The sequence below is a fragment of the Photobacterium jeanii genome, from assembly GCF_001650345.1.
GTDB classification, from domain to species: domain Bacteria; phylum Pseudomonadota; class Gammaproteobacteria; order Enterobacterales; family Vibrionaceae; genus Photobacterium; species Photobacterium jeanii.
The window spans coordinates 1-26,841 of record NZ_LVHF01000026.1 but is presented as its reverse complement, the minus strand read 5'-3'; the positions used below and the strand labels follow the sequence as shown (position 1 = coordinate 26,841).

The 26,841-nt window shown below is 47.1% G+C and carries 26 protein-coding genes; 17 read left to right on the top strand and 9 right to left on the bottom strand.

Annotation, left to right across the window (positions count from 1 at the left end; translation table 11 throughout):
• Positions 1-82: 82 nt before the first annotated feature.
• From fabZ to A3K86_RS12295, 9 genes are all read left to right on the top strand, one after another.
• Positions 83-535, top strand: a complete 453-nt coding sequence (gene fabZ, locus A3K86_RS12335) for a 3-hydroxyacyl-ACP dehydratase FabZ (RefSeq protein WP_068331381.1) — start codon at positions 83-85, stop codon at positions 533-535.
• The gene (gene lpxA, locus A3K86_RS12330) at positions 535-1,323 is read left to right on the top strand and encodes an acyl-ACP--UDP-N-acetylglucosamine O-acyltransferase (RefSeq protein ID WP_068331379.1); all 789 of its coding nucleotides are present in this window, start codon (positions 535-537) and stop codon (positions 1,321-1,323) included. Before fabZ ends, lpxA begins: the two co-directional genes overlap by 1 nt.
• Positions 1,323-2,489: a lipid-A-disaccharide synthase gene (gene lpxB, locus A3K86_RS12325; protein ID WP_068331377.1), complete on the top strand. Its 1,167-nt coding sequence runs from the start codon at positions 1,323-1,325 to the stop codon at positions 2,487-2,489. The genes lpxA and lpxB overlap by 1 nt, the downstream gene beginning before the upstream one ends.
• Before the next feature lie 8 nt (positions 2,490-2,497).
• Entirely contained in the window at positions 2,498-3,100 is a 603-nt protein-coding gene (rnhB, locus tag A3K86_RS12320) for a ribonuclease HII (protein ID WP_068331375.1), read from the top strand.
• A 115-nt stretch (positions 3,101-3,215) separates the two neighbouring features.
• Positions 3,216-6,695 carry a DNA polymerase III subunit alpha gene (dnaE, locus tag A3K86_RS12315; RefSeq protein WP_068331373.1) on the top strand — a complete coding sequence of 1,160 codons (3,480 nt, stop codon included), beginning with the start codon at positions 3,216-3,218 and terminating at the stop codon, positions 6,693-6,695.
• Positions 6,696-6,742: 47 nt separating this feature from the next.
• Positions 6,743-7,702, top strand: coding sequence for an acetyl-CoA carboxylase carboxyl transferase subunit alpha (gene accA, locus A3K86_RS12310; protein ID WP_068331497.1), 960 nt, complete (start codon positions 6,743-6,745; stop codon positions 7,700-7,702).
• A gap of 159 nt (positions 7,703-7,861) precedes the next feature.
• Positions 7,862-9,241, top strand: coding sequence for a tRNA lysidine(34) synthetase TilS (gene tilS / locus A3K86_RS12305; protein ID WP_084406594.1), 1,380 nt, complete (start codon positions 7,862-7,864; stop codon positions 9,239-9,241).
• A gap of 71 nt (positions 9,242-9,312) precedes the next feature.
• Complete coding sequence (locus A3K86_RS12300; RefSeq protein ID WP_068331371.1) at positions 9,313-9,621, top strand: c-type cytochrome; 309 nt, start codon at positions 9,313-9,315, stop codon at positions 9,619-9,621.
• 214 nt (positions 9,622-9,835) lie between these two features.
• Positions 9,836-11,047 (top strand): aromatic amino acid transporter, encoded by a 1,212-nt coding sequence (locus tag A3K86_RS12295; protein WP_068331369.1) that lies wholly within the window; start codon positions 9,836-9,838, stop codon positions 11,045-11,047.
• A 118-nt stretch (positions 11,048-11,165) separates the two neighbouring features.
• On the opposite strand, the gene A3K86_RS12290 is transcribed toward A3K86_RS12295, so the two are convergent.
• From A3K86_RS12290 to tsaA, 6 genes are all read right to left on the bottom strand, one after another.
• Positions 11,166-11,354, bottom strand: a complete 189-nt coding sequence (locus A3K86_RS12290) for a DUF4250 domain-containing protein (protein WP_068331368.1) — start codon at positions 11,352-11,354, stop codon at positions 11,166-11,168.
• A 2-nt stretch (positions 11,355-11,356) separates the two neighbouring features.
• Positions 11,357-11,560: a YaeP family protein gene (locus A3K86_RS12285; RefSeq protein WP_068331366.1), complete on the bottom strand. Its 204-nt coding sequence runs from the start codon at positions 11,558-11,560 to the stop codon at positions 11,357-11,359.
• A 163-nt stretch (positions 11,561-11,723) separates the two neighbouring features.
• Positions 11,724-12,581, bottom strand: a complete 858-nt coding sequence (locus tag A3K86_RS12280; RefSeq protein WP_068331364.1) for a GGDEF domain-containing protein — start codon at positions 12,579-12,581, stop codon at positions 11,724-11,726.
• A 94-nt stretch (positions 12,582-12,675) separates the two neighbouring features.
• Positions 12,676-13,800, bottom strand: coding sequence for a patatin-like phospholipase family protein (locus A3K86_RS12275; RefSeq protein WP_068331363.1), 1,125 nt, complete (start codon positions 13,798-13,800; stop codon positions 12,676-12,678).
• Between the two features lie 150 nt (positions 13,801-13,950).
• On the bottom strand, positions 13,951-15,666 hold the full coding sequence (locus tag A3K86_RS12270) for a proline--tRNA ligase (RefSeq protein ID WP_068331361.1): 1,716 nt from the start codon (positions 15,664-15,666) through the stop codon (positions 13,951-13,953).
• Positions 15,667-15,716: 50 nt separating this feature from the next.
• Positions 15,717-16,445, bottom strand: coding sequence for a tRNA (N6-threonylcarbamoyladenosine(37)-N6)-methyltransferase TrmO (tsaA, locus tag A3K86_RS12265; protein WP_068331359.1), 729 nt, complete (start codon positions 16,443-16,445; stop codon positions 15,717-15,719).
• Positions 16,446-16,631: 186 nt separating this feature from the next.
• Here tsaA and A3K86_RS12260 point away from each other — a divergent pair, with 186 nt between their 5' ends.
• Both A3K86_RS12260 and ykgO read left to right on the top strand, forming a co-directional pair.
• Positions 16,632-16,889, top strand: coding sequence for a type B 50S ribosomal protein L31 (locus tag A3K86_RS12260; protein ID WP_068331357.1), 258 nt, complete (start codon positions 16,632-16,634; stop codon positions 16,887-16,889).
• A 30-nt stretch (positions 16,890-16,919) separates the two neighbouring features.
• Positions 16,920-17,063, top strand: a complete 144-nt coding sequence (ykgO, locus tag A3K86_RS12255; RefSeq protein ID WP_068331355.1) for a type B 50S ribosomal protein L36 — start codon at positions 16,920-16,922, stop codon at positions 17,061-17,063.
• A gap of 93 nt (positions 17,064-17,156) precedes the next feature.
• Here the strand turns inward: ykgO and A3K86_RS12250 are convergent, their stop codons facing one another.
• From A3K86_RS12250 to metN, 3 genes are all read right to left on the bottom strand, one after another.
• Positions 17,157-17,972 carry a MetQ/NlpA family lipoprotein gene (locus tag A3K86_RS12250; RefSeq protein WP_068331353.1) on the bottom strand — a complete coding sequence of 272 codons (816 nt, stop codon included), beginning with the start codon at positions 17,970-17,972 and terminating at the stop codon, positions 17,157-17,159.
• Between the two features lie 113 nt (positions 17,973-18,085).
• The gene (locus A3K86_RS12245) at positions 18,086-18,772 is read right to left on the bottom strand and encodes a methionine ABC transporter permease (RefSeq protein ID WP_068331351.1); all 687 of its coding nucleotides are present in this window, start codon (positions 18,770-18,772) and stop codon (positions 18,086-18,088) included.
• Positions 18,762-19,796: a methionine ABC transporter ATP-binding protein MetN gene (metN, locus tag A3K86_RS12240; protein WP_068331349.1), complete on the bottom strand. Its 1,035-nt coding sequence runs from the start codon at positions 19,794-19,796 to the stop codon at positions 18,762-18,764. The genes A3K86_RS12245 and metN overlap by 11 nt, the downstream gene beginning before the upstream one ends.
• Before the next feature lie 287 nt (positions 19,797-20,083).
• On the opposite strand from metN, the gene gmhB reads away from it, so the two are divergent.
• From gmhB to A3K86_RS12210, 6 genes are all read left to right on the top strand, one after another.
• Positions 20,084-20,638, top strand: a complete 555-nt coding sequence (gene gmhB / locus A3K86_RS12235; RefSeq protein WP_068331348.1) for a D-glycero-beta-D-manno-heptose 1,7-bisphosphate 7-phosphatase — start codon at positions 20,084-20,086, stop codon at positions 20,636-20,638.
• A gap of 216 nt (positions 20,639-20,854) precedes the next feature.
• Entirely contained in the window at positions 20,855-21,877 is a 1,023-nt protein-coding gene (locus A3K86_RS12230; protein WP_068331346.1) for an ABC transporter permease subunit, read from the top strand.
• Positions 21,878-22,921 carry an ABC transporter permease gene (locus A3K86_RS12225; protein ID WP_068331343.1) on the top strand — a complete coding sequence of 348 codons (1,044 nt, stop codon included), beginning with the start codon at positions 21,878-21,880 and terminating at the stop codon, positions 22,919-22,921.
• 38 nt (positions 22,922-22,959) lie between these two features.
• Positions 22,960-24,801 (top strand): extracellular solute-binding protein, encoded by a 1,842-nt coding sequence (locus tag A3K86_RS12220; RefSeq protein WP_068331341.1) that lies wholly within the window; start codon positions 22,960-22,962, stop codon positions 24,799-24,801.
• On the top strand, positions 24,802-25,791 hold the full coding sequence (locus A3K86_RS12215; protein ID WP_068331338.1) for an ABC transporter ATP-binding protein: 990 nt from the start codon (positions 24,802-24,804) through the stop codon (positions 25,789-25,791).
• Positions 25,788-26,816: an ABC transporter ATP-binding protein gene (locus A3K86_RS12210; protein WP_068331336.1), complete on the top strand. Its 1,029-nt coding sequence runs from the start codon at positions 25,788-25,790 to the stop codon at positions 26,814-26,816. Before A3K86_RS12215 ends, A3K86_RS12210 begins: the two co-directional genes overlap by 4 nt.
• Positions 26,817-26,841: the final 25 nt, after the last annotated feature.

The window sequence follows — 26,841 nt, the reverse complement described above, 5'->3', positions numbered from 1 at the left end:
GGCGCTCTGAATAACCGCTGCCAATGCAGGTTGGCTTATCCGCGGTTATTGTGCGTTTCACTTACTGACAGGAATTCAAGTTTTGACTTGCGAGAACAAAACGTTAAATATCACTGAGATCCAAGAGCTTCTTCCACACCGTTACCCGTTCCTAATGATCGATCGCGTAACGAATTACGATGAAGGTAAGACACTAACGGCGATCAAAAACGTATCAGTGAACGAACCACAATTTACAGGTCACTTCCCTAAGATGCCTGTATTCCCTGGTGTAATGATCCTTGAAGCGATGGCGCAAGCAACGGGTCTACTGGCGTTTAAAACCTTTGGTGCTCCAGCTGAGAACGAACTTTACTACTTTGCTAGTATTGATAAAGCGAAGTTCCGTAAGCCTGTTGGTCCTGGCGATCAACTTGTGATTGAAGTGGAATTCCTAAAAGAGCGTCGTGGTATTGCTATGTTTAACGGTGTAGCAAAAGTTGATGACGAAGTTGTTTGCTCTGCTGAGCTTAAATGCGCAAGACGAGAATTTTAATGATCCACGAAACGGCACAAATCCACCCTTCAGCAGTGATTGAAGAAGGGGTAAAGATCGGCGCTAACGTAACTGTTGGTCCATTTACGTATATCGGTAAGGATGTCGAGATCGGTGACGGCACAGAAGTGATGTCGCATGTTGTGATCAAAGGCCCAACGGTCATTGGTCAGGACAACCGAATTTTCCCATTCGCCATTATTGGTGAAGAGTGTCAGGATAAAAAATACAACGGTGAAGCAACGCGTCTAGTGGTCGGTGATCGCAACGTGATCCGTGAAAGCGTGCAAATGCACCGCGGTACGGTTCAAGATAAAGGCGTGACCACGGTAGGTAGCGACAACCTGTTCTGTGTGAATGTTCACATTGCTCACGACTGTGTCGTGGGTGACAACATCATCATGGGTAACAACGCGACGCTTGCGGGTCACGTAACGGTTGAAGACTACGCTATCGTGTCAGCGCTATCACCTGTTCACCAGTTCTGTACTGTTGGCGCACACAGCTTCATTGGCGGTGGCTCGATTGTGGTGCAAGACGTCCCTCCATTTGTGATGGCACAAGGTAACCACGCAAAACCATTCGGTATTAATATTGAAGGTCTGAAGCGTCGTGGCTTTGAAAAGCCTGAGCTACATGCGATTCGTCGTGCTTACAAAGAAATTTACCGTTCAGGTAAAACATTGGCTGAAGTGAAGCCAGTGTTAGAAGAGATGGCACAAGAGTTCCCATCGATTGGCCTGTTCGTCAAACTGTTTGAAAACTCGACTCGCGGTATTATTCGTTAATGACTAAACCTCTTCGAATAGGTATCGTCGCCGGAGAAATCTCCGGCGATATTTTAGGTGCCGGTTTTATCCAAGCAATCAAAGCCCAATACCCAGACGCTGAATTTGTTGGCGTGGCTGGCCCTCGTATGATCGAAGCAGGCTGTGAAGCCTTGTTCGATATGGAAGAGCTGGCCGTAATGGGGATTGTGGAAGTGTTTGGGCGTCTGCCTCGGCTTTTCAAGATAAAAGCCGAGTTGGTGAAGTATTTCACTGATAATCCACCGGATGTATTCGTGGGCATCGATGCGCCTGATTTCAACTTACGTCTTGAGCGTGATTTGAAAGACAGCGGCATTAAAACGGTGCACTACGTGAGTCCATCGGTATGGGCATGGCGCCAAAAGCGGATCTTTAAAATTGAAGCTGCGACCAACTTGGTACTGGCATTCTTACCGTTCGAGAAAGCGTTTTACGATAAATTTAATGTTCCTTGCGAGTTTGTTGGCCACACGATGGCGGATGCCATTCCGTTGCTGACCGACAAAGCTGCCGCGCGTGAATTGCTGGGCTTAGACCCCGGTAAGCGTTGGCTAGCCGTGTTACCGGGTAGCCGTGGCGGTGAGATGAGCATGATTGCGGCACCGTTTATTGAAACTTGTCGCCGTTTGAAAGCAGAACATCCCGACTTGGGTTTTGTGGTTGCCTTGGTGAACGACAAGCGTCGTCAACAGTTTGAGCAAGCGTGGCAACAAACTGCGCCTGAGCTTGATTTTGTGCTGGTGGACGATACCGCACGTAACGTAATGATTGCGTCCGATGCGGTGTTATTGGCCTCGGGAACAGTATCGCTAGAGTGCATGCTCGTGAAGCGCCCAATGGTCGTCGGTTATATCGTTAAACCGCTAACCGCTTGGATTGCACGGCGAATGCTGAAAACCAAGTACGTGTCGTTACCGAACATTCTGGCGAATAAAGAGCTGGTGCCGGAGCTGCTGCAAGAAAACTGTACCCCAGAAAAATTGGCCGCGCAGGTTAATCATTACTTGAGTGCAGATAACAGTGAGTTGCTGGCTGAGTTCCATCAGCTCCATCAGCAAATCCGTTGTAATGCAGACGTTAAAGCGGCAGAAGCGGTACTTAAATTGATCAACCGTGACGTACCAGCAGAATCCCACAAGTTGTAGTTAGAACAATGAAAGAATTTGAACCATTCGAATACCCGCAAGCCAATTGCATTGCAGGGGTCGATGAAGTGGGTCGTGGTCCTTTAGTTGGCGCAGTAGTGACTGCTGCCGTGATTTTAGACCCGAATAACCCAATTGAAGGTCTGACCGACTCGAAAAAACTGACCGAGAAAAAGCGTAACCTTTTGTTTGATGAGATCAAAGAGAAGGCATTGTCGTGGTCGTTAGGTCGTTGTGAGCCTGAAGAAATCGATGAGCTCAATATTTTGCAAGCCACTATGGTTGCAATGCAGCGTGCTGTTGCTGGGCTTGATACCCAACCTGATTTTGTATTGGTTGATGGTAATAAAATTCCACAATTGCCAATGGCAGCACAAGCGGTCGTTAAAGGCGATTTGCGGGTTGCAGAGATCAGTGCGGCGTCGATTTTGGCTAAAGTGACCCGTGACCGTGAGATGGAAGAGCTAGACGCTCAGTATCCGCAGTACGGCTTTGCCAAACACAAAGGTTACCCAACCAAGGCACACTTTGAAGCCTTGGCTGAGCACGGTGTTATTGACCAATACCGTAAGAGTTTTAAACCTGTAAAACGTATTTTGGGTATCGAATAATCATTCTGTCTGCAGACTGATTTCACCCATAAATTTTTGTGCCAGAAACGCGCCCCTCGCGGTGTTTTCTGGCACAATACCCTTCACGCAATTACCTATCTATTATCTGGTTGTCATGGCAGAACCTCGTTTTATTCATCTTCGTGTCCACAGTGACTTTTCTATGGTTGACGGCTTGTCGAAAGTCCCGCCGTTGGTAAAAAAAGTAGCCGAGATGGGCATGCCAGCAATGGCACTGACAGATTTCACTAACCTGTGTGGTTTGGTGAAGTTTTACTTTGCAGCCCACGGCGCAGGCATGAAGCCGATCATTGGTGCTGATTTCAAAGTAAAGTCAGAGGAAATGGGTGATGAGCTATCTGATCTGACCATTCTGGCGGCGGATAACGACGGCTACCAGAATTTAACCATGTTGATTTCCAAAGCGTATCAGCGTGGTCATTACCAGCATAATGTGGTGATCGACAAAGAGTGGTTAGTTGAGCATAAACAAGGCTTGATCTTACTCTCCGGTGGTAAAAGTGGTGATGTCGGTAAAGCCTTGCTAAAAGGGAATCAGCAGCTGATTGAGCGCTGTGTAAGCTTTTATCAACAGCACTTTACCGATCATTATTACCTTGAGTTGGTGCGTACTGGCCGTGCTGATGAAGAAGCGTATCTTCATTTTGCAGTTGAGTTGGCTGAGCAAAACGATCTGCCTGTTGTGGCGACCAATGACGTACGTTTTATTACGCAAGATCAGTTTGATGCTCACGAGATCCGTGTTTGTATCCACGACGGCTACACCATAGCCGATCCTAACCGCCCTAAACTGTACAGCGATCAGCAATACCTGCGTAGTGAAGAAGAAATGTGTGAGTTGTTCTCAGACATTCCTGAAGCACTGGAAAACAGCGTTGAGATTGCTAAGCGTTGTAACGTCACCGTACGTTTAGGTGAATACTTCCTGCCGAACTTCCCAACGGGTGAGATGACCATCGAAGACTTCTTGGTGAAGGAGTCAGAAGAAGGTCTGGAACGTCGTTTGGCGTTCTTGTTCCCTGATGAAGAAGAGCGTGCGCGTCGCCGCCCTGAATACGACGAACGTTTGAAAATCGAACTCGACGTAATCAACCAAATGGGCTTCCCAGGTTACTTCTTGATCGTAATGGAATTCATCCAGTGGTCGAAAGATAACGATGTACCGGTAGGGCCGGGACGTGGTTCGGGTGCCGGTTCATTGGTGGCATACGCTCTTGATATCACCGATTTGGATCCGCTTGAGTTTGACCTGCTATTCGAACGTTTCTTGAACCCAGAACGTGTCTCCATGCCCGATTTCGATATCGACTTCTGTATGGATAAGCGTGATTTGGTTATCGACCACGTTGCGGAATTGTACGGGCGTGATGCGGTATCGCAGATCATCACTTTCGGTACGATGGCGGCCAAAGCAGTAATTCGCGATGTGGGTCGTGTACTAGGGCACCCTTATGGTTTTGTGGACCGTATTTCCAAACTGGTGCCGGCAGAGCCGGGGATGACACTGGCAAAAGCCTTTGATGCCGAGCCGCAGTTGGGTGAAGCCTATAATGGCGATGAAGAAGTTAAAGATCTGATCGATATGTGTCGCATCCTAGAAGGTGTGACCCGTAACGCCGGTAAACACGCTGGTGGTGTTGTTATTTCACCGACCACGATCACCGATTTTGCGCCTCTGTACTGCGATGCGGAAGGTGGCAACCCAGTAACTCAGTTTGATAAAAACGATGTTGAAACGGCCGGTTTGGTTAAGTTCGACTTCTTGGGGTTACGTACCCTCACCATCATCGACTGGGCATTGGGGATGATCAACCCGCGTTTAGAAGCGCAGGGTAAAGACCCTGTGAATATAGCTGCAATCCCGATGGACGATGCTAAGTCGTTTGCGATGTTGCAACGTTCGGAGTCGACGGCGGTATTCCAGCTTGAATCCCGCGGGATGAAAGATCTGATCAAACGTCTGCAACCCGACTGTTTTGAAGACATGATCGCATTGGTAGCCCTGTTCCGTCCGGGTCCGCTGCAATCGGGGATGGTAGATAACTTTATCGACCGTAAGCACGGTCGCGAAGATATCTCGTATCCTGATCAGCAATGGCAGCACGAGTCGCTCAAAGATATCTTGGATCCGACCTACGGCATTATCCTGTATCAGGAACAGGTAATGCAGATCGCGCAGGTTCTGTCTGGCTATACCCTAGGTGGAGCGGACATGCTTCGTCGTGCGATGGGTAAGAAAAAGCCGGAAGAGATGGCGAAACAGCGGGCGACGTTCGAAGAAGGTGCGGTGAAGAACGGCGTCGACGGTGAGTTGGCGATGAAAATCTTCGACTTGGTAGAAAAATTTGCGGGTTATGGTTTTAACAAATCGCACTCAGCCGCTTACGCACTAGTTTCTTATCAAACCTTGTGGCTGAAAGCGCACTATCCGGCTGAATTCATGGCTGCGGTAATGACCGCCGATATGGATAACACCGATAAAGTGATCGGGCTAGTAGACGAATGTCTACGTATGAAGCTTAAGCTGCTGCCGCCAGATGTGAATAAAGGTCTGTACCGCTTTAACGTCGATGATAACGGTGCCGTTGTTTATGGTATCGGTGCGGTGAAAGGGGTGGGTGAAGGCCCGATCGATAATATTATCGAAGCCCGCAATAAAGGTGGTCACTTCAAAGACTTATTCGATTTCTGTGCCCGTATCGACACCAAGAAAGTGAATAAGCGCGTACTGGAAAAACTGATCAAATCCGGTGCGATGGATCGTTTAGGTCCAAACCGAGCTGCGATGATGGCAAGTCTTGATGATGCAATCAAAGCGGCAAGCCAACACCACCAAGCTGAAGCCTTTGGTCAAACCGATATGTTTGGGGTACTGACCGAAGCGCCGGAAGAGGTGGAGCATGCGTATGCTAATATTCCTGAATGGCCAGATGCGGTATGGCTAGAGGGTGAACGTGAAACGCTCGGTCTTTACTTAACGGGCCACCCAATAAATGCTTACATTTCAGAGTTGAAGCACTACACAACTTGTCGTTTAAAAGATGCGAATCCAACTGGGCGTGATAAAGTAGCGACTGTGGCTGGATTGGTGGTCGGGGCTAAGGTCTTTACCACTAAACGCGGTACACGCATTGGTGTAATGTCGCTGGATGACCGTTCGGGCAGAATGGAAGTGATGTTGTTCTCTGAAGCCCTTGACCGTTATTTGGATCTGATAGAAAAAGACCGAATTGTGGTCGTAACGGGACAGGTCAGCTTTGATGATTTCAATGGTGGCCTTAAAATGTCGGCGCGAGAAGTGCTCGATATCTCAGAAGCCAGAGAAAAGCACCTAAGAAGTCTTGCCATCTCGATTAGCGAGGGGCAAATTGATGACCAGTTTTTTGCACGCTTCAGCCAAGTGCTGGAGCCACACAAAGCAGGTACTGTACCTGTTAATGTGTATTATCAGCGCTCGAACGCACGCGTGAAACTCACTTTAGGCACGGAATGGCGGGTAACGCCGAGTGATAAGCTTATCCTTGAACTCAAGGGTCTGCTGGGTGAGAAGCAAGTCGAGCTTGAGTTTAATTAATAATGTTGGCGAGCCAAGCGCTTGCTGACAAAAGGATTTTGAGTGGTATGAGCCTGAACTTTCTTGAGTTTGAACAACCAATTGCAGAGCTAGAAGCCAAGATTGAAGCACTACGTGATGTGTCTCGTCGTGACGAGTCAGCGTCGGTTGATCTTGATAAAGAAATTGAACAACTTGAAAAGAAAAGCCTAGAGCTGACTAAGAAAGTGTTCAGCGATCTTGGTGCGTGGCAAGTTGCCCAAATGGCGCGTCACCCTCAGCGTCCATACACCTTCGACTACATCGAACACATCTTTGAAGAGTTTGATGAACTAGCGGGTGACCGTGCTTTTGCTGATGATAAAGCCCTTGTGGGTGGTATCGCGCGTATCGATGGTCGTCCTGTAATGGTGATTGGTCACCAGAAAGGTCGCGAGACTAAAGAAAAAGTATTGCGTAATTTCGGTATGCCAAAACCAGAAGGTTACCGTAAAGCACTACGTCTGATGAAAATGGCTGAGCGTTTTAAAATGCCAATCATCACTTTCATTGATACGGCAGGTGCATACCCAGGTGTTGGTGCGGAAGAGCGTGGTCAATCTGAAGCGATTGCAACCAACCTAAAAGAAATGGCAGGTCTGACAGTGCCAATCATCTGTAACGTTGTTGGTGAAGGTGGTTCTGGTGGTGCATTGGCAATCGGTGTAGGTGATTGCGTGAACATGCTGCAATACTCGACTTACTCGGTAATTTCACCTGAAGGTTGTGCCTCTATCTTGTGGCGTGATTCAGATAAAGCCTCTCAAGCGGCAGAAGCTATGGGTATTACCGCTGAGCGCCTAAAAGAGCTAGAGCTTATCGATAACATTATCGAAGAGCCGCTAGGTGGTGCACACCGTGACGTTGCGAAAATGGCGGCAGCGCTAAAAGCGCAATTTAAAGCAACGCTAGAAGATCTTGATGCGCTAGATAGCGATACTCTTCTTGAGCGTCGTTACCAGCGCCTGATGAGCTACGGTTACTGCTAATTAGCCGTCTGTTATAGCTTTCGCTAACAACAGTCATAACCTATCCCAATGGGGCGATCGGCAACGGTCGCCCCATTTTGTTATTCGTCACTTCTCTCATTACAGCCGCCCTTGGTATGATACCGCTTAATTTTCCTTGTTCACGAGCGTCTTGCGGTTATGTCTTCATCTTCTTTGCTCTCCCATTTACAAGCTTGCCTAGCGGCATATTCGTCGTCATCACAGCGTTTTGTGTTGGCGCTCAGCGGTGGGATGGACTCTCGGGTACTGCTGGATCTGATGGCGCAATACCAAGCAAAGCATCAAGCGGAAGGTCAAACCATCGACGTTATTGCCGTGCATGTTCACCATGGGTTGAGTAAAAACGCAGATACATGGGCGCAGCAGTGCCAGACATGGTCGCAGCAAGTGGGTATTCCCTGTGTGGTGGAGCATGTCACACTGTCCAATACCCAAGGTGAGAGTATCGAGCAATTGGCGCGTCACGCTCGTTATCAAGCTTTAGCGAAGCATGTGGTTGCTGGTGATGTGTTACTGACCGCCCAGCACGGCGATGATCAAATGGAAACCTTTCTACTGGCGTTAAAGCGGGGCAGTGGTCCGGCTGGATTAGCCGCGATGCCCGTTTGCACGGCGTTTGGTAATGGTAAGCATGTTAGACCGCTATTAACGGTGAGCCGAGCGGATATCGAAGCTTATGCAACAGCGCAAAAATTGGATTGGGTGGAAGATGAAAGCAACCAAGATACCCGCTATGACCGCAATTTTCTCCGTCATCATATTACGCCGCAGTTAGCGCAGCGTTGGCCGGGGATCCGTAAAGCGGTGGGGCGTAGTGCCGCATTATGTGGTGAGCAAGAAGCGCTGTTGGCTGAACTCTTGGCTGATAAACTCGCTAGTGCTCTTCAGTCAGATGGAAGCCTAGCGTTGGCTGCGTTAACCAATGCACGCTTGGGTAAGGCGTTGATCCGCCAATGGCTTCAAGCTCAGCAAGTATTAATGCCTTCACAAGCGCAGCTAGAGCAAGTATGGCAGTCGGTCGTCTTAGCTAAAGATGATGCGAATCCGCAGGTGAATTGGCACCATTATCAGCTTCGTCGCTATGCGCAGCGTTTATACCTTATTCAGCAATGGCCAGATATCCAAGGGCAAGAATTCGCTTTGACACTAAATCAGCCTTGTTTGTTGCCCCAAGACCTTGGGCAGTTATGGTTAACGCCATGTAAGGAAGCTAGTACCGAACCTCAATTAGCTCATGGCGACGAACAACAGGCGCTGCGTTTGCGTCAACCTATACCACAAGAAGTTGTCACTGTGCGTTTTGATCCTGAAGGGGTACAGGTTAAACCGCTTGGACGAGTGGGTAAGCGCAAAATGAAAAAGCTGTTTCAAGAATACGGCGTGCCGAGTTGGAACCGTCGTCGTACTCCTTTGGTGTTTTATGGCGAGCAGTTAGCTGCTGTTGCAGGGTTATTTGTCGTTGATGGTTTTGCAGGCAAAGAGTGTGAGCTCACTTGGCACAATAGCTTATCTGGTTGATATTAAAAGTGCATCGCTTTCGTAAAACAGGCACAATGCGGCTTAAGGAAGCAATAATAATAGAGGACATCATGAAAAAAGTTCTTACACTTGCACTACTCGCTACTGTAATGTCAGCCCCTGCACTTGCTGGCGACCCTGTTGCTGGTAAAGCAAAAGCCGCTATTTGTGCCGCATGTCACGGCCCTGATGGTATCGCCGTGATCCCAGGGTATCCGAACCTTAAAGGTCAAAACGAGCAGTACCTCGTTAACTCGCTAAAAGCGTATAAAAACAAAGAGCGCAAAAGTGCGATGGCGATGCTGATGCAGCCTCAAGCCGCCATGCTCAATGATAACGATATTGCGAATGTTGCCGCTTATTATGCCCAACTGAAGTAATCACTCGTATTAAAGACGTATTGATAAGAACCGCCACTATGAAAGTAGTGGCGGTTTTTTTCTGCTTGTCACTTTTCACCTGTATTTCGGAAAGCTCATTGGTTTTTCACTAGTGGCGAAGAAATGCTCAGTTACTCATTCTTTAGTTGCCAAAAAACATAGAACATATTATTGTACTAGCACGCTGATACAATAATTTTGTTTAGGAGTCATTATGAGTAAACCATCCACACTTGGGGGAGCGTGTATTATCGCCAGTGTTTGTGTTGGAGCAGGCATGCTTGGGTTGCCAAGCGCAGGTGCGGGTGCGTGGACGCTATGGAGTGTAATTGCCATTTCTTTCACCATGATCATGATGACGCTTTCTGGCTGGTTGTTGTTGGAAGCTCTAAAACATTACGAGCTCAAAGCTTCTTTTAATACGGTGGCAAAAGATCTGCTCAGCAAAAAGGCTAACTTTGTAAACAACCTTTCGCTGTATTTTGTGGGCGGTATTTTGCTTTACGCGTACATTTCGTCGTCAGGTATGATTTTCAGCGAAATGTTGGGTATGAGCCGTGAGTTTGCATCCATCTTGTTTGTGGCGTTGTGCTCGGCTTTCGTGTTGCACTCAACACGAGCGGTTGACCGTATTTCGATTGTATTAATCCTCTTTATGATCCTGAGTTTTGTGCTTGGTATTTCCGGTCTGGCATCGAATATCAGTGTGCCTGTCCTGTTTGCTCAAGGTGAAGGGGAGAGCTCTTACTCAACTTACGCATTAGCGCTATTGCCTGTGGCGTTAACCTCGTTTGGTTACCACCATTCAGTGAGTACTATGCGTGATTACTATCAGGATGAGCACCGTGCTAAGAAAGCCATTCTAGGCGGTACTATGATTGCGCTGACGTTCTATCTTGGCTGGGTTGTTTGTATCTTCGGTAACTTACCTCGTGCGGAATTTGGCCCTGTGGTAACAGCGGGTGGCGGTGTGGATGCATTGTTATCAGCACTAACTTCAGCGATTGACTCAAACAGCATTAAACAAGCCCTGCACGTGTTTTCTATCGCTGCGATTGTGTCGTCTTTCATCGGTGTTGGTTTAGGACTATTTGATTACCTAGCGGATTTGTTTGGTTTTGCAGATACCAAGCAAGGTCGACTAAAAACCTGGGGTGTTACTTTCCTACCACCATTGGTATTTTCATTAGTCGCCCCATTTGGTTTTGTGGCAGCGATTGGTCTAGCAGGTGCGGCAGCGACGATTTGGACTTGTATTGTTCCTGCAACCTTGGCGAAGACATTGCGTCAACGTACACCTGAGCAGGCTGGTTTTGTAGTACCGGGCGGTAACGTGACCATTTATATGGTAATGGCATTCGGGGTACTGACTGCAATCTTCCATGTAATGGCAATGGCGAACTTACTACCTGTATTTAAAGGCTAGTATTCGTTCAGAGTTACAGATTGAGCGAAAAAAACGGAAGCCATGGCTTCCGTTTTTTTATCTCTGTTTTTAAAGTATCAACCGCTTTGCTACTCAAATACGGTGATAACAGTGCGGGTTAACGAAACTGCTTAGCTTCAGGTAAGTAGTCAAAACCGGCACTGGCAAGGCGAGCGACTAACTTTTCTTTATCGATATCGTAGTATTTGACCAAGCCGTCTAAATCACCAAATTCATCACGGATCTTCATATTCACGATGCTCATTAGCATCACGGGATCCATGGTTTCAAACTTTGCTAGATTCATGATTAATCCTCGTGATCGCTCATTAGCAAGTTAGCCGCGGCATAGGCTGCTCGCTCACGTACTTCCTGTGGTAGGTCGGTATTGGCAGCGATGTAGTCGAGCGCTTTCACTGCACAGTGAATCGCATTAGGAATGTAACCCAATTCACCACCACCAATTTGGGCGTAGTTCATACGGATCAGTTCGCAACACTCTTGTACTTTCATCGGTTTTTCCTTAACTAAATCATTGGCTCAATCCAGCGGCTGCCGATATTACCAGCTTGCTACATTCAGCGAATGATTCACATTTGCAGATTAGTATAACGCGAAAAGTGAGGGATTGATCAAGATTAACAATCGAGAAGATTTAGGGGGAAGGGTGTGCCAGTTATTTCACTTGGCGCTTGTGTTGGTACAGTTGACGGTCGGCACGGTCGATCAGCGAAATCGAAGTATCGCCTTTTTGGTACAGCGAGTAACCCAGTGACACACTGATATTTAGTGAGCACAGAATTTGGTCTTGCTGCATCAGTTGCTTGATACGGCTTGCTACTTTGCCTGCTGACTCGGCTGTTGCTGGTTGCAAGATAGCGGTGAACTCGTCGCCACCTAAACGGTAACAACGGTCAGTGGCACGAACCGAGTCTTTCAAGATGGTCGCAAAGCGACGGATCACCTTATCACCATCCAAATGACCAAAGCGGTCGTTCACTTGCTTGAAGTTATCGAGATCGAAAATTAGCAGGACCAAGCCGACATTACGTCGTTCGCTTAATGCAATCGCGTGGCGAATGTCTTGCTCAAAGCTGGTGCGGTTACCAAGGTTCGATAGGTAGTCTTGCAGCGCTAGGTTCTTCACGCGGCGGTATTCCAGCGCATTAACCAGTGGGCCAGCAAACAAGCGGTGATAAGTATGAAGAAGGTTGATTTCGTCTTTGTCGAGCTTGTACGGGGTGCAGTACTGGAGTTTGCCTAGTTCATTTTCACCGAAGCGCAATACAAAAGTCTGACGGTGCTCAGTGGCTTTGCCACGGCGGATCAGCGTTGTGGTGCCTTCGAGTTCCCATACTAGACGATAAACATCGATTTGTTTTTCGATTTCTCGAGCAAAGATTTCAAACAGCAGTGATAGGTCAAGTTTACCTTGCATCTTTTGCAGGATCAGCAGACGTACGTCAGCACCAAGCGGTTTACGTCTTGGTTTCTGAGGCTCGGCGGCTAATTTATTCCAATGAATCGGATCCATAACACTATCAATAAATTGCTGTGACCAGTAACTATAAGGGAAAACAGCGTCTGATCAACAGTTTGTTGTTAAATTTGATAATAATTTACTGATTCTATTTCAGAAAGTTGCGTAGTGTGACTTCTTGGCTTAACGCATCCTCATAACCAAGCTGAATAAGCGCCTTAATGTAACTAGGTTCAAACAGTATATAGCTGGTGATTGCAGCGTCATCGCGAGGGCTGATCCCTATCATTCGCATCAATGCTCGAGTCATTGGCGGGAGGTAGCAGTAGTTTTCTTGTGCGATAGGTTCAAAAGATTGGCTGGGAGAGAGATGGATGTGCTCTACTACTTTCATCCGATTTTGTTGACGTTGGGCATGGCTTAATGTTTTAAGTAATTTATTGGTGCGCTCAAGGTGTTCGAGATCGGCGGTGAGGGTATCACTGAAAATGGTATCCATTAAGTGACCGCCCAAGGTTGCTAACCCTGGCGTTTGGGTGTGGTCGGGCGACGTTAATTGTTGGTTGATCAGATTGATGATAAGAATTTTATCGGCCCCCATCTTGAGTGACGGACGAAGCGGGGCGAGCTGGTGGATAGAACCATCACCATAGTAAGTGCGACCAATACGGCTGGCTGGAAAAACCAAAGGGATAGCAGAGGAAGCCATTAAATGGTCGGTGTTGATCATCGCGCGGCGACCTTTAGATTTGGCTCTATCCCATTCATTCAGGCGTGATTGGCCTTGGAAGAAACTGACCGACAGCCTGCTCTTGTAGCTGGATGCCGTGATTGATAACCCTTGCAGGTTACCCGCCATGATTTGTTTTTCTAGCCGACTATAGTTGTTCACTTGATTGAGGAGCAGGCGTAACGGACGGTTATTGAGTAAGCCAAAAGGCGGACGTTCGTGGTGATCGGCTTGCATGCGAGCGAACCATTGGTGACCGAGGTAGCCGAGCATACCCGCAGGGCTTGAGTGAAAAATACGGCGGCTGTGGAGGCGTCCCCAAATCCATTCGAGCTTTTTCACCCCAAGACGAAAGCAAGAGGCATAACAGGCAATGGAGGTTGCATTGATTGCACCGGCGGAGGTGCCGCAATAGATAGTGAACGGACTATGATGGACGCGCGGATACCACTCAGAGATGGCCTTGAGCACACCGACTTGATACGCCGCCCGTGCGCCACCCCCACTGAGTAGTAAACTGATTTTAGGCTTATCCTTCGCCATATCATCACTCCCATCGTTCTTGTTTAACTATACAAGCATCAAGGTGAAGATGACCATAGTTTTCAGTTGGTAAGAAATCACAGGCAATAAAAAAGCCTCCGCGAGGAGGCTTTTTTGCATAGGTTGAATGGCCTGAAATCAGGCGTTCAATTAAGCCAGTTTTTGCTTAATGAATTCAACGATGTCTGCAATCGCAACACCTTCTTTGGTGCCCGCGCGACGGTCTTTGAATTCCATCTCGCCGTTTTCTAGGCTGCGGTTACCGATAACGATAGTGTGTGGGATACCGATCAGTTCGTGATCCGCAAACATTACGCCTGGGCGCTCTTTACGGTCATCGAATAGTACTTCGATACCCGCTGCAGTTAGATCAGCGTATAGCTTCTCTGCTGCTTCTTTCACTTCGTCAGACTTCGCCATGTTCATTGGTACGATAGACACTTGGAAAGGTGCAATCGCAGCAGGCCAGATGATGCCGTTTTCGTCGTGGTTTTGTTCGATAGCGGATGCAACAACACGTGAAACACCGATACCGTAACAACCCATCTCTAGGATTGAGTGTTTACCGTTAGCGTCAAGCACGCCACAGTTCATTGCTTCAGAGTAGGTTGTACCTAGTTGGAAGATGTGACCCACTTCGATACCACGCTTCAGCGAGATTGTACCTTTACCACATGGGCTTGGATCGCCTTCAACAACGTTACGTAGATCTTCAACTTGACCTAGTTCAACGTCACGACCCCAGTTGATACCGAAGTAGTGTTTATCGTCAACGTTAGCGCCAGCGCCAAAGTCACTCATTACTGCAACTGTACGGTCAACAATGAATGGTAGCTCTAGACCAACAGGGCCTAGTGAACCAGGGCCTGCACCGATCAGTGCGCGAATTTCTTCTTCCGTTGCCATCTCTAGTGGAGCAGCAACTTCTTTTAAGTTTTCAGCTTTTACTTCGTTAAGCTCGTGATCACCACGGATGATCAGTGCGATGATGTCGGCATCAACTTCATCAGATGCTTTAACAAATAGCGTCTTAACGGTTTTTTCGATAGCCAGGCCGTGCTGCTCAACAAGTTCAGCAATTGTTTTCGCATTTGGTGTATCAACTAGCGTCATTTCTTGCGTTGGCGCTGCGCATTCAGCTGCTGGTGCAAGAGCTTCAGCTTTTTCGATGTTTGCTGCGTAATCAGATTCTGTTGAGAATGCGATCAAATCTTCGCCGCTCTCAGCCAGTACGTGGAACTCTTGAGAACCGCTACCACCGATTGCGCCTGAGTCTGCCAGAACTGGACGGTACTCAAGACCCATGCGATCGAACGCTTTACAGTAAGCATCGTGCATTGCATCGTAAGACTTTTGTAGGCCTTCTTTATCGATGTCAAAGCTGTACGCATCCATCATGCAGAATTCACGTGCACGCATTACACCAAAGCGAGGGCGACGCTCATCACGGAATTTAGTCTGGATTTGGTACAGGTTAAGTGGAAGCTGCTTGTAAGAGCTCACTTCGTTACGTACAAGGCTAGTGATAACCTCTTCAGCTGTCGGGCTTAGAACAAACGGACGAGCGTGACGATCAGTAAAGCGAAGTAGTTCAGGGCCCATTTTTTCTGAGCGACCTGTTTCTTCCCAAAGTTCAAATGGCTGAACAACGGGCATCAAAGTTTCAACTGCACCTGCATTGTTGATTTCTTCGCGAACGATGTTCTCGACCTTACGTAAAACACGCAGACCAGTAGGCAGCCAAGTGTAAAGACCTGAAGCCAGCTTACGGATCATACCTGCACGAAGCATTAGCTGGTGGCTAATAACTTCTGCGTCATTTGGAGTCTCCTTCAGAGTAGAAAGAAGATAGTTACTGGTACGCATTGATGGTATCCGTTTGTTGATAAAAATTTGGTGTGAAGGGAGTTATATTATCAGCAATTACGCGACTCGCCAAAGAGTTCATCGTTAATCGGCTCTAATGCGGTAACCGTAACTACTGACTCACTCACTGAAAACCGCACATTATAGTGAAATAAGTGTACAGCATATTGTTTAGTGTCAGTTTTTCCCTTTTTATACGCAGGGCGAGGGTCTTGCGCCAGCACTTCACTGATCACCGCTTGATGGTGTGATGCCTGTTTCTGATCGAGCTGACTCAATGCTAATTCACTAAAGTTCACGGGCAAAGTCTGTGGTTCGTCAGCGGCAAATCCCCCTTGGGCCGAAGGCAAACTATCGGAGTAGGGAATGTAGGGCTTGATATCAACGATAGGTGTGCCGTCGACGAGATCAACCCCACCAAGTTCGATGATCACATCCCCTTTTTCCTGACGCACCCCTTTGAGTTCGACTGCTGACATGCCGATGCCATTAGGACGAAAAGTGGCACGACTGGCGAACACACCAATGCGCTCGTTGCCACCTAAACGCGGTGGGCGCACCGTCGGACGCCAACCCGCTTCTAAATTCTGATCAAATAAAAACAGTAGCCAAAGGTGGCTAAATTGCTCAATGCCTCGCACAGCTTCAAGGGTGTTGGCGTCGCCTTGAAGGCGAATTTCAGCCTTTGCACTAGGCACTAATCCCGGCTGGCGTGGGACGGCAAATTTTTCTTTGTAAGGCGAGCGAATAATGCCCACAGGTTCAATTTCAACAGACATAGCTAAATCACGGTCATTGGAACTGCGCTGACCTTAGCATAAAAAAATCACCAATAACTTGTTGAGAATCATTATCAAGTGTTACACTATAACAATTGTTACAATATAACGTTCTCAGATGGCTATTTCTCACGGCTATCTGCAAATTTGTAAAAGATAAGCGTTTCACAAGAAAAGGAGTCACCCATGAAACCTGGTATTCACCCTGATTACCGTACTGTCGTATTCCACGACACTAGCGTTGATAAATATTTTTTGATTGGTTCAACCTTAACAACGGATCGCACCATCAAGTGGGAAGACGGTAAAGAATACCCGTATTACACCTTGGATGTGTCGTCAGAATCGCACCCATTCTACACCGGTAAACAACGTGTGATTTCGTCTGAAGGCCGAATGGCAAACTTCAATCGTCGTTTTGGTCAGATTGGTTCACGCAAATAATTGTTTAAGAAAATAGTGAGGTAGGAAGGTATGCAGGTTCTAAGTTCGTTAAAAAGCGCCAAGCTTCGTCATCGTGATTGCCAAGTGGTAAAGCGTCGTGGTCGTTTGTACGTGATTTGTAAGTCCAACCCGCGTTTTAAAGCGGTGCAAGGACGGGTGAAAAAGCGTAAGTAACGCTTTTCAAGGAAATTGAGTGTTAAGAAAGCAAAAGCCCCTCATCGTGATGAGGGGCTTGTTGTATGTGAAGCGAAATTTAAGCGGGAATGATTACCAGCCTTTTACGACACCACCTTGGAAGATGTCTTTCGCTGCTGTGTATACAGCCTCTGATTGGTAGGCCTTTACGAAGGTTGTTACGTTTTCAGCGTCAACATTGTTCTGGCGAGACACGATAAGGTTCACGTATGGTGATTCTTTATCTTCCACAAACACACCGTCACGCTCTGGTGTTAGGTTGATGCTGCTTGCGTACGTGGTGTTGATGATCGCCAGTTTTACATCGTCTAGTGAGCGAGGTAGTTGCGCGGCTTCTAACTCAACAATTTTTAGGTTTTTCGGGTTTTCAACAATATCCAAGACTGTTGCGGTTAGACCGGAACCCTCTTTTAACTTCAGTAGACCTTGTTGTTGTAGCAGTAGTAGTGAACGACCTAGGTTAGTTGGATCGTTTGGTACTGCAATTTGGTCACCTTCTTGTAGTTCGTCAATCGATTTGATGGTGTTTGAGTAACCTGCGATTGGGTAAACAAAGGTGTTACCCGCGATAGTGAATTTGTAACCACGGTCGGTGATTTGTTGATCGAGGTAAGGCTTGTGTTGGAAAGCATTCACATCGATAGAGCCTTCTTCCAGTGCCGCGTTTGGTGATACGTAGTCTGTAAAGGTAATTAGCTCCACATCCAAACCGTATTTGTCTTTGGCTTCTTTGGCTGCGACTTCAGCTACTTGTGCTTCAGCGCCTGCCATCACCCCAACTTTAATCTTGCTGGTATCGACTGCTGCCTCTTTTTCACCACAGCCAGTAAGTACTAAAGCTGATGCCAAGCCAGCGACTGCGAAAAGGTTTTTAAGATTAAATGCCATGTTACTTCTCCTTAGTGGGGGATTCCCTAATTTATAGGGCTGATTGTCGTTATCAGCCAATTTTGATGTCTGTGTTAACCCCTTAGACGTGGGGAAATGCGATAATGTTGCCGTTAGCGGTGGTCGACGCGTTTCACTAAGTGATCACCCGCCGATTGAATCAGTTGTACCAAAATGACGAGCATGATCACTGTGATTGCCATAACCGTGCCGTCAAAGCGTTGGTAGCCATAGCGAATACCGACATCACCTAAGCCACCGCCACCAACTGTGCCAGCCATCGCTGAGTAGCTCACCAAGGTCACTAAAGTAATGGTGACTGCGTTGATGATCCCTGGTAAGGCTTCTGGAAGTAGCACCTTACTGATGATCTGACTTGGCTTGGCACCCATCGCTTGCGCGGCTTCAACTAAACCTGATGGGACTTCTAATAGCGCGCCTTCAACCAAACGTGCAATGAAAGGGATAGCACCCACGGTTAACGGAACGATAGCGGCAGCGGTACCAATTGAGCTACCCACCACGAAACGAGTGAACGGAATGATTGCCACTAACAGGATAATGAAAGGGATCGAGCGACCAATGTTAACCACAATACCTAAGGCTTTATTTAACTTTGGGTTCGCCATTAAGCCGTTGTCTTTGGTTAAATGGAGTGCAACACCAAGGGGAATACCAATTGCAAAGCCGATTAAACCTGAGGCAAAAACCATGGTGAGTGTTTCCCCTAGGGCGGTGATCAGCAGTTGAATCAGGCGCTCGTTGGTTTGCCACCATGCAGAAATAGAATCAAGCCACATAACCCAGTACCTCTACGTTAACTTTATGATCGCGCAGGAAGGCAATGGCATTCTCTGCAGCTTGTTCAGTCCCGAAGAATTCAGCCAACATCAGGCCGAATTTCACGCCGCCAGCGTAATCCATGTCTGAGCTTAAAATGCTGATATCGATATTAAACTCGCGAGCCACTTGGCTAATGAGTGGGGCATCTACCGAAGAGCCAGTAAACTCCAAGCGAACCAACGGGTAACTGCCTTCAATGCGCTCTGGCGTCATACGCGCTTTGTAATCTTCTGGGATCGACAGATCCAAAGTCGAGCGAATGAACTCACGTGCCAGTTCTGTTTTCGGGTGAGCAAAAATATCGCCAACCGGCCCTTTTTCGACTAGCTCACCGCCACCGATGATCGCCACTTTTGAGCAGATGTTTTTAACCACATCCATTTCATGGGTGATTAGCAAAATGGTTAAGTTGAGCTTGCGGTTAATCTCTTTCAGCAACGCCAAAATAGAATGGGTGGTTGCAGGGTCGAGGGCGCTGGTGGCTTCATCACAAAGCAATACTTTTGGGTCACTCGCAAGGGCACGGGCAATTGCGACCCGCTGCTTTTGACCACCGCTGAGATTCGCTGGGTAGCTGTGGTGTTTGTCAGCCAGCCCCACCAATTGCAGTAGCTCGGTGACTTTTGCTTTGATATCAGCTTTAGAGGTATTTGCTAGTTCAAGCGGTAGCGCAACGTTATCAAACACAGTACGCGATGAGAGCAGGTTAAAGTGCTGGAAAATCATACCGATTTTTCGACGCGCTAGAGTGAGCTCATGGTTTGATAGTTGGGTTAAGTCAACGCCATCGACAATCACTTGGCCGCGAGTGGGGCGCTCAAGCAAATTGACACAACGGATCAGGGTACTTTTACCTGCGCCGGACGAGCCGATCACACCAAAAATCGTACCTTGTTCAATGGTGAGGTTAATATCACGAAGAGCATTGATTGCAGTCTCTCCCTGATAAAACACTTTGTCTACTCTGTTTATTTCTATCATCGAACTTCCTGATACCAGATAAAAAATACGTGTTTGCTATTTCTTGTGTTGTATTTGTAACGCGTTTGTGCGAAAAGTTGAATTATCTTGCGTTATGTTGAACTCGAGATTAGCAGTCTGGATGGCTAAGTCAATAGATATTTTTACGTCTAGACGGCTAAACGATGTGTTCTTTTCTCTTGTTCTCGGTATTTGCAGCTTTCACTGCCAGTGAACATCGGCAAATAGATGATTCAGTACCGCAGGCATGCCATAATCAACCCAAATGATCTTTAGAGGGCTTTCCTTTGGCCAAACCAGCAGTTTTTATCGACCGTGATGGTGTGATCAACGTTGATCACGGCTATGTTCACACTGTAGATGAATTTGAATATATCGATGGTGTTTTTGACGCTTGTAAGCAACTAAAAGCAATGGGCTACCTATTGGTGCTTGTGACAAACCAAGCGGGTATCGCGCGTGGTATGTACACCGAAGATGAATTCTTATCACTAACCGAGTGGATGGATTGGAATTTTGTCGATAACGGTGTTGAGTTTGATGGTATCTATTACTGCCCGCACCACCCAACGGAAGGCAAAGGTGACTACCTGCAAGCATGTGAATGTCGCAAACCAAATCCAGGTATGTTCATTTCAGCCCGCGATTTCCTAAAAATCGATATGGCGAATTCCATCATGATCGGTGATAAGACCGATGACATGAGAGCCGCACAAGCTGCAGATGTGGGTACTAAAGTGTTAGTTCGCACTGGTAAGCCTGTGACGGAAGAAGGCGAAGCATTAGCTTCCGTGGTGCTCGACAGCGTGGCAGATGTACCAGCGTGGTTAGCTGCTCGCTAATATTTCTGCATCACAGATACAAAAAAACAGGTCGCTTAGGCGGCCTGTTTGCGTTTTTAGCTCTCACACTACTAAAAACTGGTAAAAGTGGATGATTTCATTGATTAAGTGTTGATCTATTTTGAAACTTTAGACTAAAAATAAACACTTATACTGGCACTATGGTATTAAACTTTAACAGATAACAATTAAAAATAACGACAAGGAGTGTCGTCGATGTTGTCATACTTTTTACGAAGGATGATGTTAGTGATCCCTACGTTTCTTGGGATCACCTTGCTGATATTTACCATCACCCGCTTTGTTCCCGGTGGGCCCGTTGAGCGCTTGCTGGCAACCATGCAAACGCAGGGCGATGTACAAACCACCTCTGATGTGGGCATGAGTAATGCGTTGTCGGAAGACCAAATTGCAGAGCTCAACGCTTTCTATGGGTTGGATAAACCTGTCTTTGAAGCTTATACCGAGTGGCTCGGTAAGCTGCTTTCTCTCGATTTTGGCGAATCGACCCGTTATTACGAACCAGTGTGGGACATGATTGCCGAGCGGATCCCGGTATCAGCCTTCTACGGCGGAATGACTTTCTTCATTAGTTATTTTATCTCTATTCCTTTGGGGTACTTCAAAGCCATGCGCCACGGCAGCGTCTTTGACTCCACCTCGTCAATCATGATTTTCGTGGGTTATGCCTTGCCCGGTTACGTGGTTGGGATCTTACTCATTACCTTGTTTAGCTATCACCTTGAATGGTTCCCGATGGGCGGTTTTGTTGGGGATGACTTTGACGATTATGAAACCTTTTATGAGCAATTCAAAGACATCATGTGGCATGCGATTTTGCCGCTGATCTGCTACTTGATCGGTGATTTCGCCACGTTGACCATGACCATGAAAAATAACCTGATGGAAAACCTATCAGCCGACTATGTAAGAACGGCAATAGCCAAAGGTTTACCCTTTAAAGTCGCAGTACGTCGACATGCGTTGCGTAACAGTTTGATCCCTGTTGCGAGCCACTTTGGTAACTCGTTACTGTTCTTTATGACGGGTTCATTTTTGATTGAGGTGATTTTCAATATCGATGGCATTGGCTTGCTTGGGTACGAAGCCATCATGGAGCGGGACTACCCGGTGGTGATGGGCATTGTGGCGATCAATGCAGTGTTGTTGATGGTGGGCAATATCTTATCGGATATGTGTGTCGCCGTGGTTGACCCTCGCGTGAAATTTGGAGCGTAAGTGATGAAACTCAATCCCTTAACTCAACGTAAGCTCCAACGTTTTAAGCAGATCAAGCGAGGCTATTACTCTCTGATCATTCTATCGACTTTGCTGTTGTTATCACTGGTCGCGGAGTTACTCATTAACAGCAAGGCTTTGCTGGTTAGTTACAATAACCAGTGGTATTTCCCTGTTGTTAGCCAAGTGCGAACTGGTGCGGAATTTGGTTTGGGCTATCAAAAAGAGGCGGATTACCGCGAGCTCCAAGCATTTTATCAGCAACAGGGCGAAGGCAATTTTGTGGTGATGCCACTTATTCCTTGGGACCCTTATGAGCAAGATTTTAGCGGTGACTTTCCGCCCACAGCCCCGAGTTTCGCCGATAAGCATTATTTAGGTACTGATACCATAGGGCGCGATATTGTGGCGCGTTTGGTGTATGGCTTTCGTATCGCGATGGGCTTTGCACTTAGCACCATGGTGATCTCGTATGCAATAGGTGTTGCGGTGGGATGTGCGATGGGGTTTTGGGGCGGTAAGTTTGATTTGATTGCTCAGCGTTTGATTGAGGTCTGGTCTATGGTGCCGTTTTTGTACGTCATCATGATATTGGTGTCGATCACTCAACCGACTTTTACTTTGTTTGTCGCTATTAACGTCCTCTTTGGTTGGATGGGCATGACATGGTACATGCGTACGATGACCTATAAAGAAGCGGCCCGCGAATACGTGATGGCTGCTCGCGCACTGGGTGCGTCAACCGCGCGGATCATGTTTAAGCATATTTTGCCTAATACCATGGTGATGATAGTTACCTTGGCGCCTTTCACCATTGCAGCCAATATTACAGCGCTGACGGCATTGGATTACTTGGGGTTGGGCTTGATGCCCCCCACACCGAGTTGGGGAGATTTATTGCAACAAGGAAAGGCGAATTTGGACTCGCCGTGGATTGTGGTTTCAGTTGTCACTGCCATCGTCATGGTATTGGTCATGGTGACCTTTATTGGCGAAGCCATTCGTGAAGCTTTCGATCCGAAAAAGTACACCCGCTATATTTAAAACAGACATGGTTCATCACATCACAAGGACGTATATCGATGAAAAGACTTTCTCTTTCGGCGGCGTTTGGCGCCTGCTTGCTGACTACCAGTAGTTTTGCTGCGCAATTGCCCTCGGATCTCACATGGATCTCTAACGCTAACGAGCCGCTTTTTGCCTCGCCAGAAGCGCAGTTTGGTGGCAAGTTCCGTACTTATATTCAAAGCTTCCCGCAGACTTTCCGTGTGATCGGTCCTGACTCAAATGGCGCATTTCGCTCGTGGCTGGTGGATAATCGCCCCTCTTCGGTAACACGTCATCCTATCACCAATAAATGGATTCCCGAGATAGCCTCGCAATGGGCGTACGGGGCTGATAACAAAACGGTTTATTTTAAAATTAACCCCAAAGCGACGTGGTCAGACGGTAAGCCAATCACCGCTGATGACTTTGTATTTGTACTGACGTTAATGCGCTCTAAAGACATTATCGCCCCTTGGTACAACCAATTTTATACGGAAGAAATTGCCGATATCGTGAAATACGATGATCACACCTATGCTGTGGTATCGACCAAACCACGTAACCGTGAAGAGTTGATGATTTACAGCAACATGCAACCTCGTCCTGCACATTTTTATGCTGTCAAAGTTGATAACAATAATGATGGGATCGACGATAAATTTATTCGCCGTTTTAACTTCAAGCCCGAGCCATCTGCAGGGCCTTACTATGTTGATAAAATCAAGAAAGGCAAATCCATCACCTTTAAACATGTGGGGCAAGATTGGTGGGGCTATAGTAACCGTTACTTTAAGCACCGTTATAACGTTGAGCAGATCAATATCAAGGTGATCCGCGATAACGACATCGCTAGAAAGCACTTTGAAAAAGGGGATATCGATACATTTGGCTTGTTGATCCCATCACTGTGGCATGACAAATCTAATGGCAAGCCCTATCAAGATGGTTACATCCATAAGTTTTGGGGCTATAACCAAACACCGCAAGGCGCTGGCGGACTATGGATTAATACTGCTAAGCCGCATTTGAACAATATTGAAGTGCGAAAAGGATTGGCGAACGCGCTCGATTTTGATGGCCTAATTGTCAAGTTATTACGTGGTGACTATATTCGTCAGCCAAATGGTGTCGGTGTCGGGCATGGCGATTACACCAATACCACTATTGCTGCGCCGAAGTTTGACCCAGAGCTTGCGGCTCAACACTTCGCGAAAGCAGGGTTTGATAAGTTAGGCACCGATGGTATCCGTGTTAATGCCAAAGGGGAGCGGTTAAGTTTTGCGGTAACATACGGTTATACCCAGCACACAGCACGTATTGCCTACCTTAAAGAGCAGGCTAAGCAAGCGGGATTAGAGTTAACTCTGAATTTAGTTGATGGTTCGTCGGCGTTTAAATACGTACTTGAGAAAAAACACCAGCTTTCTTTCCATCAAATGGGAACCTCGGAAATTCCAGCGTATTGGGAGTATTTCCATTCGGTAAATGCCAATAAACCGCAGACCAACAACTTTACTAACTTCAGCACACCTGAGTTAGACAAGTTGATCATTGCGTATCGTGGGGAGTTTGATTTAGCGAAAAAGAAATCGCTTTCGCGTCAGATCCAACAAATTGTCACCGATGCCAATGTTATCGTCCCGGGTTATATGGTGCCTTATACCCGTGAAGGGTACTGGCGCTGGTTGAAGTATCCAAAACCTGCGATGACTAAGCTGACTCAGTTCTTGTTTACCACTGGGACATTCCGTGATTATGGAACATTCTGGATTGATCCGGTGGCATATAAAGAAACTAAAGCCGCGCTTAAAAAAGGCACCCAGTTTGAGCCTGTGACAGTGGTGGATGACACCTACAAATTGACAGGGAGTCAATAAATGGCAGCAGAAGTCATTCTATCGGTGCGTGATTTGGTGACAGAGTTCACCACTGATAATGGCCTTGTCAGGGTACTTGATGGCGTATCCTTTGAGGTAAAGCAAGGTAAGACTCTTGGCATTGTTGGCGAATCAGGCTGTGGCAAAAGTGTCACAGCCATGTCCATCATGGGCTTACTTCCACGTCCTTACGGGCAAGTCGTATCAGGGGAAGTACGATTTAAGCAAACCGACTTACTGAGCCTGTCGCCGCAAGAGTTATATCAAATGCGGGGAAACCGGATCTCGATGATCTTTCAAGATCCGATGACTGCGCTAAACCCAGTTCATACCGTTGGTAAGCAAATCAACGAAGTGTTGGTGTTGCATCGTCCTGAGCTTTCTAAACGCCAGCGCTACGATTACGCTATTTCGATGTTAGCGAAGGTTGGGATCCCATCGCCGGAGCAACGTATTCACGAATTTCCGCACAACTTATCGGGAGGGATGCGCCAGCGAGTGATGATTGCGATAGCGTTGGCCTGTCAGCCTGATGTATTGATTTGTGATGAACCCACAACAGCACTTGATGTGACAGTTCAAGCGCAAATCCTTGATCTGATGCGTGAAATCCAACAACAAACTGGCATGGCGATTATCTTTATTACTCATGATTTAGGTGTTGTGGCAGAGGTGTGTGATGACGTGGTGGTGATGTATGCCGGAAAAGCGGTGGAATCAACCAATGTTTTTGCGTTATTTGAACAAGCCAAGCACCCATATAGCATAGGGTTGATGCAATCGATGCCGACGCTAAACACGGGTCATAAATCCCTACTAAAAACGATCCCAGGTAATGTGCCACATTTAAATGACATGCCGGAGGGGTGCCGTTTTTGTACTCGATGCCAACATGCGACAGATACTTGCCAGCACCAGGTGCCTCAATGGGAATTGGTGAGTCACGACCACAGCGTAAGTTGTCATCACTGGCGCGAGGTGGCTCAATGACAGCATTGTTGGAATTAAAGAACATTAAGCAATATTTTTACTCCGGTGGCGGGTTACTTCGCAAAGGCTATGCAGTCAAAGCAGTAGATGGTATCAGCTTGACATTACAACGAGGTGAAACACTTGGGCTGGTGGGGGAGTCTGGTTGCGGTAAAAGTACCTTGGGGCGAACTTTATTAAAGTTGTTTGAGCCAACCGAGGGGCAAATATTGTTTGAAGGGCGAGATATCACAGCATTATCGCCAAAGGCTATGCGTTGCTTACGCCAAGAAATGCAAATCGTATTTCAAGACCCGACCGAATCACTTAATGCGCGTCATACCGTCGGGATGATCATTGAAGAGCCCTTTATTATTCATAACAAAGGTAATAAGAGCGAGCGTGATAAATGGGTGAAAGAATTATTGCGCAAAGTAGGATTGCCTGAGTCGGCAGCGGAGCGTTATCCCCATGAGTTTTCTGGCGGGCAGAAGCAACGTATAGGTATAGCGCGAGCAATTGCGCTAAAGCCCAAATTGTTAGTGTGCGATGAATCTGTATCGGCACTGGACGTTTCTGTCCAAGCGCAAATCATCAACTTGCTATTGTCACTTCAGCAAGAGCTGAATTTATCACTGATCTTTATTGCCCATGATTTGTCGGTGGTAAAACATATCTCTGATCGCGTTGCAGTGATGTACTTAGGTAATATTGTGGAGTTGGGGCCAACTGAGTCGGTATACCATCAACCGCAACATCCTTACACCCAAGCGCTGTTATCAGCGATCCCTATTCCTGATCCTCGCCGACGAAATCAAGCACGCATTATGCTGACGGGTGAATTGCCATCACCAATCGATCCGCCTAAAGGGTGTCGATTTCATACTCGATGTCGCTTCGCAACAGAGAAATGCCAGCATCAAGTACCAATCAACTATCAGGTGAGTGATGAGCATAGTGTTAATTGTCACTATTCAATGATGGAATTAGGTAACAAAAGCCTAGAAAAGGAGACTTTAACGACAGAAATTATGACTTTTGATTAATATCTGTTCGCTTGGTGTTTTTTTT

What these genes read in the sequence shown, in the direction of transcription:
- lpxA (WP_068331379.1), top strand. Translation starts at nt 535, where the DNA reads ATGATCCACGAAACGGCACAAATCCACCCTTCAGCAGTGATTGAAGAA.
- lpxB (WP_068331377.1), top strand. Translation starts at nt 1,323, where the DNA reads ATGACTAAACCTCTTCGAATAGGTATCGTCGCCGGAGAAATCTCCGGC.
- rnhB (WP_068331375.1), top strand. Translation starts at nt 2,498, where the DNA reads ATGAAAGAATTTGAACCATTCGAATACCCGCAAGCCAATTGCATTGCA.
- dnaE (WP_068331373.1), top strand. Translation starts at nt 3,216, where the DNA reads ATGGCAGAACCTCGTTTTATTCATCTTCGTGTCCACAGTGACTTTTCT.
- accA (WP_068331497.1), top strand. Translation starts at nt 6,743, where the DNA reads ATGAGCCTGAACTTTCTTGAGTTTGAACAACCAATTGCAGAGCTAGAA.
- tilS (WP_084406594.1), top strand. Translation starts at nt 7,862, where the DNA reads ATGTCTTCATCTTCTTTGCTCTCCCATTTACAAGCTTGCCTAGCGGCA.
- A3K86_RS12300 (WP_068331371.1), top strand. Translation starts at nt 9,313, where the DNA reads ATGAAAAAAGTTCTTACACTTGCACTACTCGCTACTGTAATGTCAGCC.
- A3K86_RS12295 (WP_068331369.1), top strand. Translation starts at nt 9,836, where the DNA reads ATGAGTAAACCATCCACACTTGGGGGAGCGTGTATTATCGCCAGTGTT.
- A3K86_RS12290 (WP_068331368.1), bottom strand. Translation starts at nt 11,354, where the DNA reads ATGAATCTAGCAAAGTTTGAAACCATGGATCCCGTGATGCTAATGAGC.
- A3K86_RS12285 (WP_068331366.1), bottom strand. Translation starts at nt 11,560, where the DNA reads ATGAAAGTACAAGAGTGTTGCGAACTGATCCGTATGAACTACGCCCAA.
- A3K86_RS12280 (WP_068331364.1), bottom strand. Translation starts at nt 12,581, where the DNA reads ATGGATCCGATTCATTGGAATAAATTAGCCGCCGAGCCTCAGAAACCA.
- A3K86_RS12275 (WP_068331363.1), bottom strand. Translation starts at nt 13,800, where the DNA reads ATGGCGAAGGATAAGCCTAAAATCAGTTTACTACTCAGTGGGGGTGGC.
- A3K86_RS12270 (WP_068331361.1), bottom strand. Translation starts at nt 15,666, where the DNA reads ATGCGTACCAGTAACTATCTTCTTTCTACTCTGAAGGAGACTCCAAAT.
- tsaA (WP_068331359.1), bottom strand. Translation starts at nt 16,445, where the DNA reads ATGTCTGTTGAAATTGAACCTGTGGGCATTATTCGCTCGCCTTACAAA.
- A3K86_RS12260 (WP_068331357.1), top strand. Translation starts at nt 16,632, where the DNA reads ATGAAACCTGGTATTCACCCTGATTACCGTACTGTCGTATTCCACGAC.
- ykgO (WP_068331355.1), top strand. Translation starts at nt 16,920, where the DNA reads ATGCAGGTTCTAAGTTCGTTAAAAAGCGCCAAGCTTCGTCATCGTGAT.
- A3K86_RS12250 (WP_068331353.1), bottom strand. Translation starts at nt 17,972, where the DNA reads ATGGCATTTAATCTTAAAAACCTTTTCGCAGTCGCTGGCTTGGCATCA.
- A3K86_RS12245 (WP_068331351.1), bottom strand. Translation starts at nt 18,772, where the DNA reads ATGTGGCTTGATTCTATTTCTGCATGGTGGCAAACCAACGAGCGCCTG.
- metN (WP_068331349.1), bottom strand. Translation starts at nt 19,796, where the DNA reads ATGATAGAAATAAACAGAGTAGACAAAGTGTTTTATCAGGGAGAGACT.
- A3K86_RS12230 (WP_068331346.1), top strand. Translation starts at nt 20,855, where the DNA reads ATGTTGTCATACTTTTTACGAAGGATGATGTTAGTGATCCCTACGTTT.
- A3K86_RS12220 (WP_068331341.1), top strand. Translation starts at nt 22,960, where the DNA reads ATGAAAAGACTTTCTCTTTCGGCGGCGTTTGGCGCCTGCTTGCTGACT.
- A3K86_RS12215 (WP_068331338.1), top strand. Translation starts at nt 24,802, where the DNA reads ATGGCAGCAGAAGTCATTCTATCGGTGCGTGATTTGGTGACAGAGTTC.
- A3K86_RS12210 (WP_068331336.1), top strand. Translation starts at nt 25,788, where the DNA reads ATGACAGCATTGTTGGAATTAAAGAACATTAAGCAATATTTTTACTCC.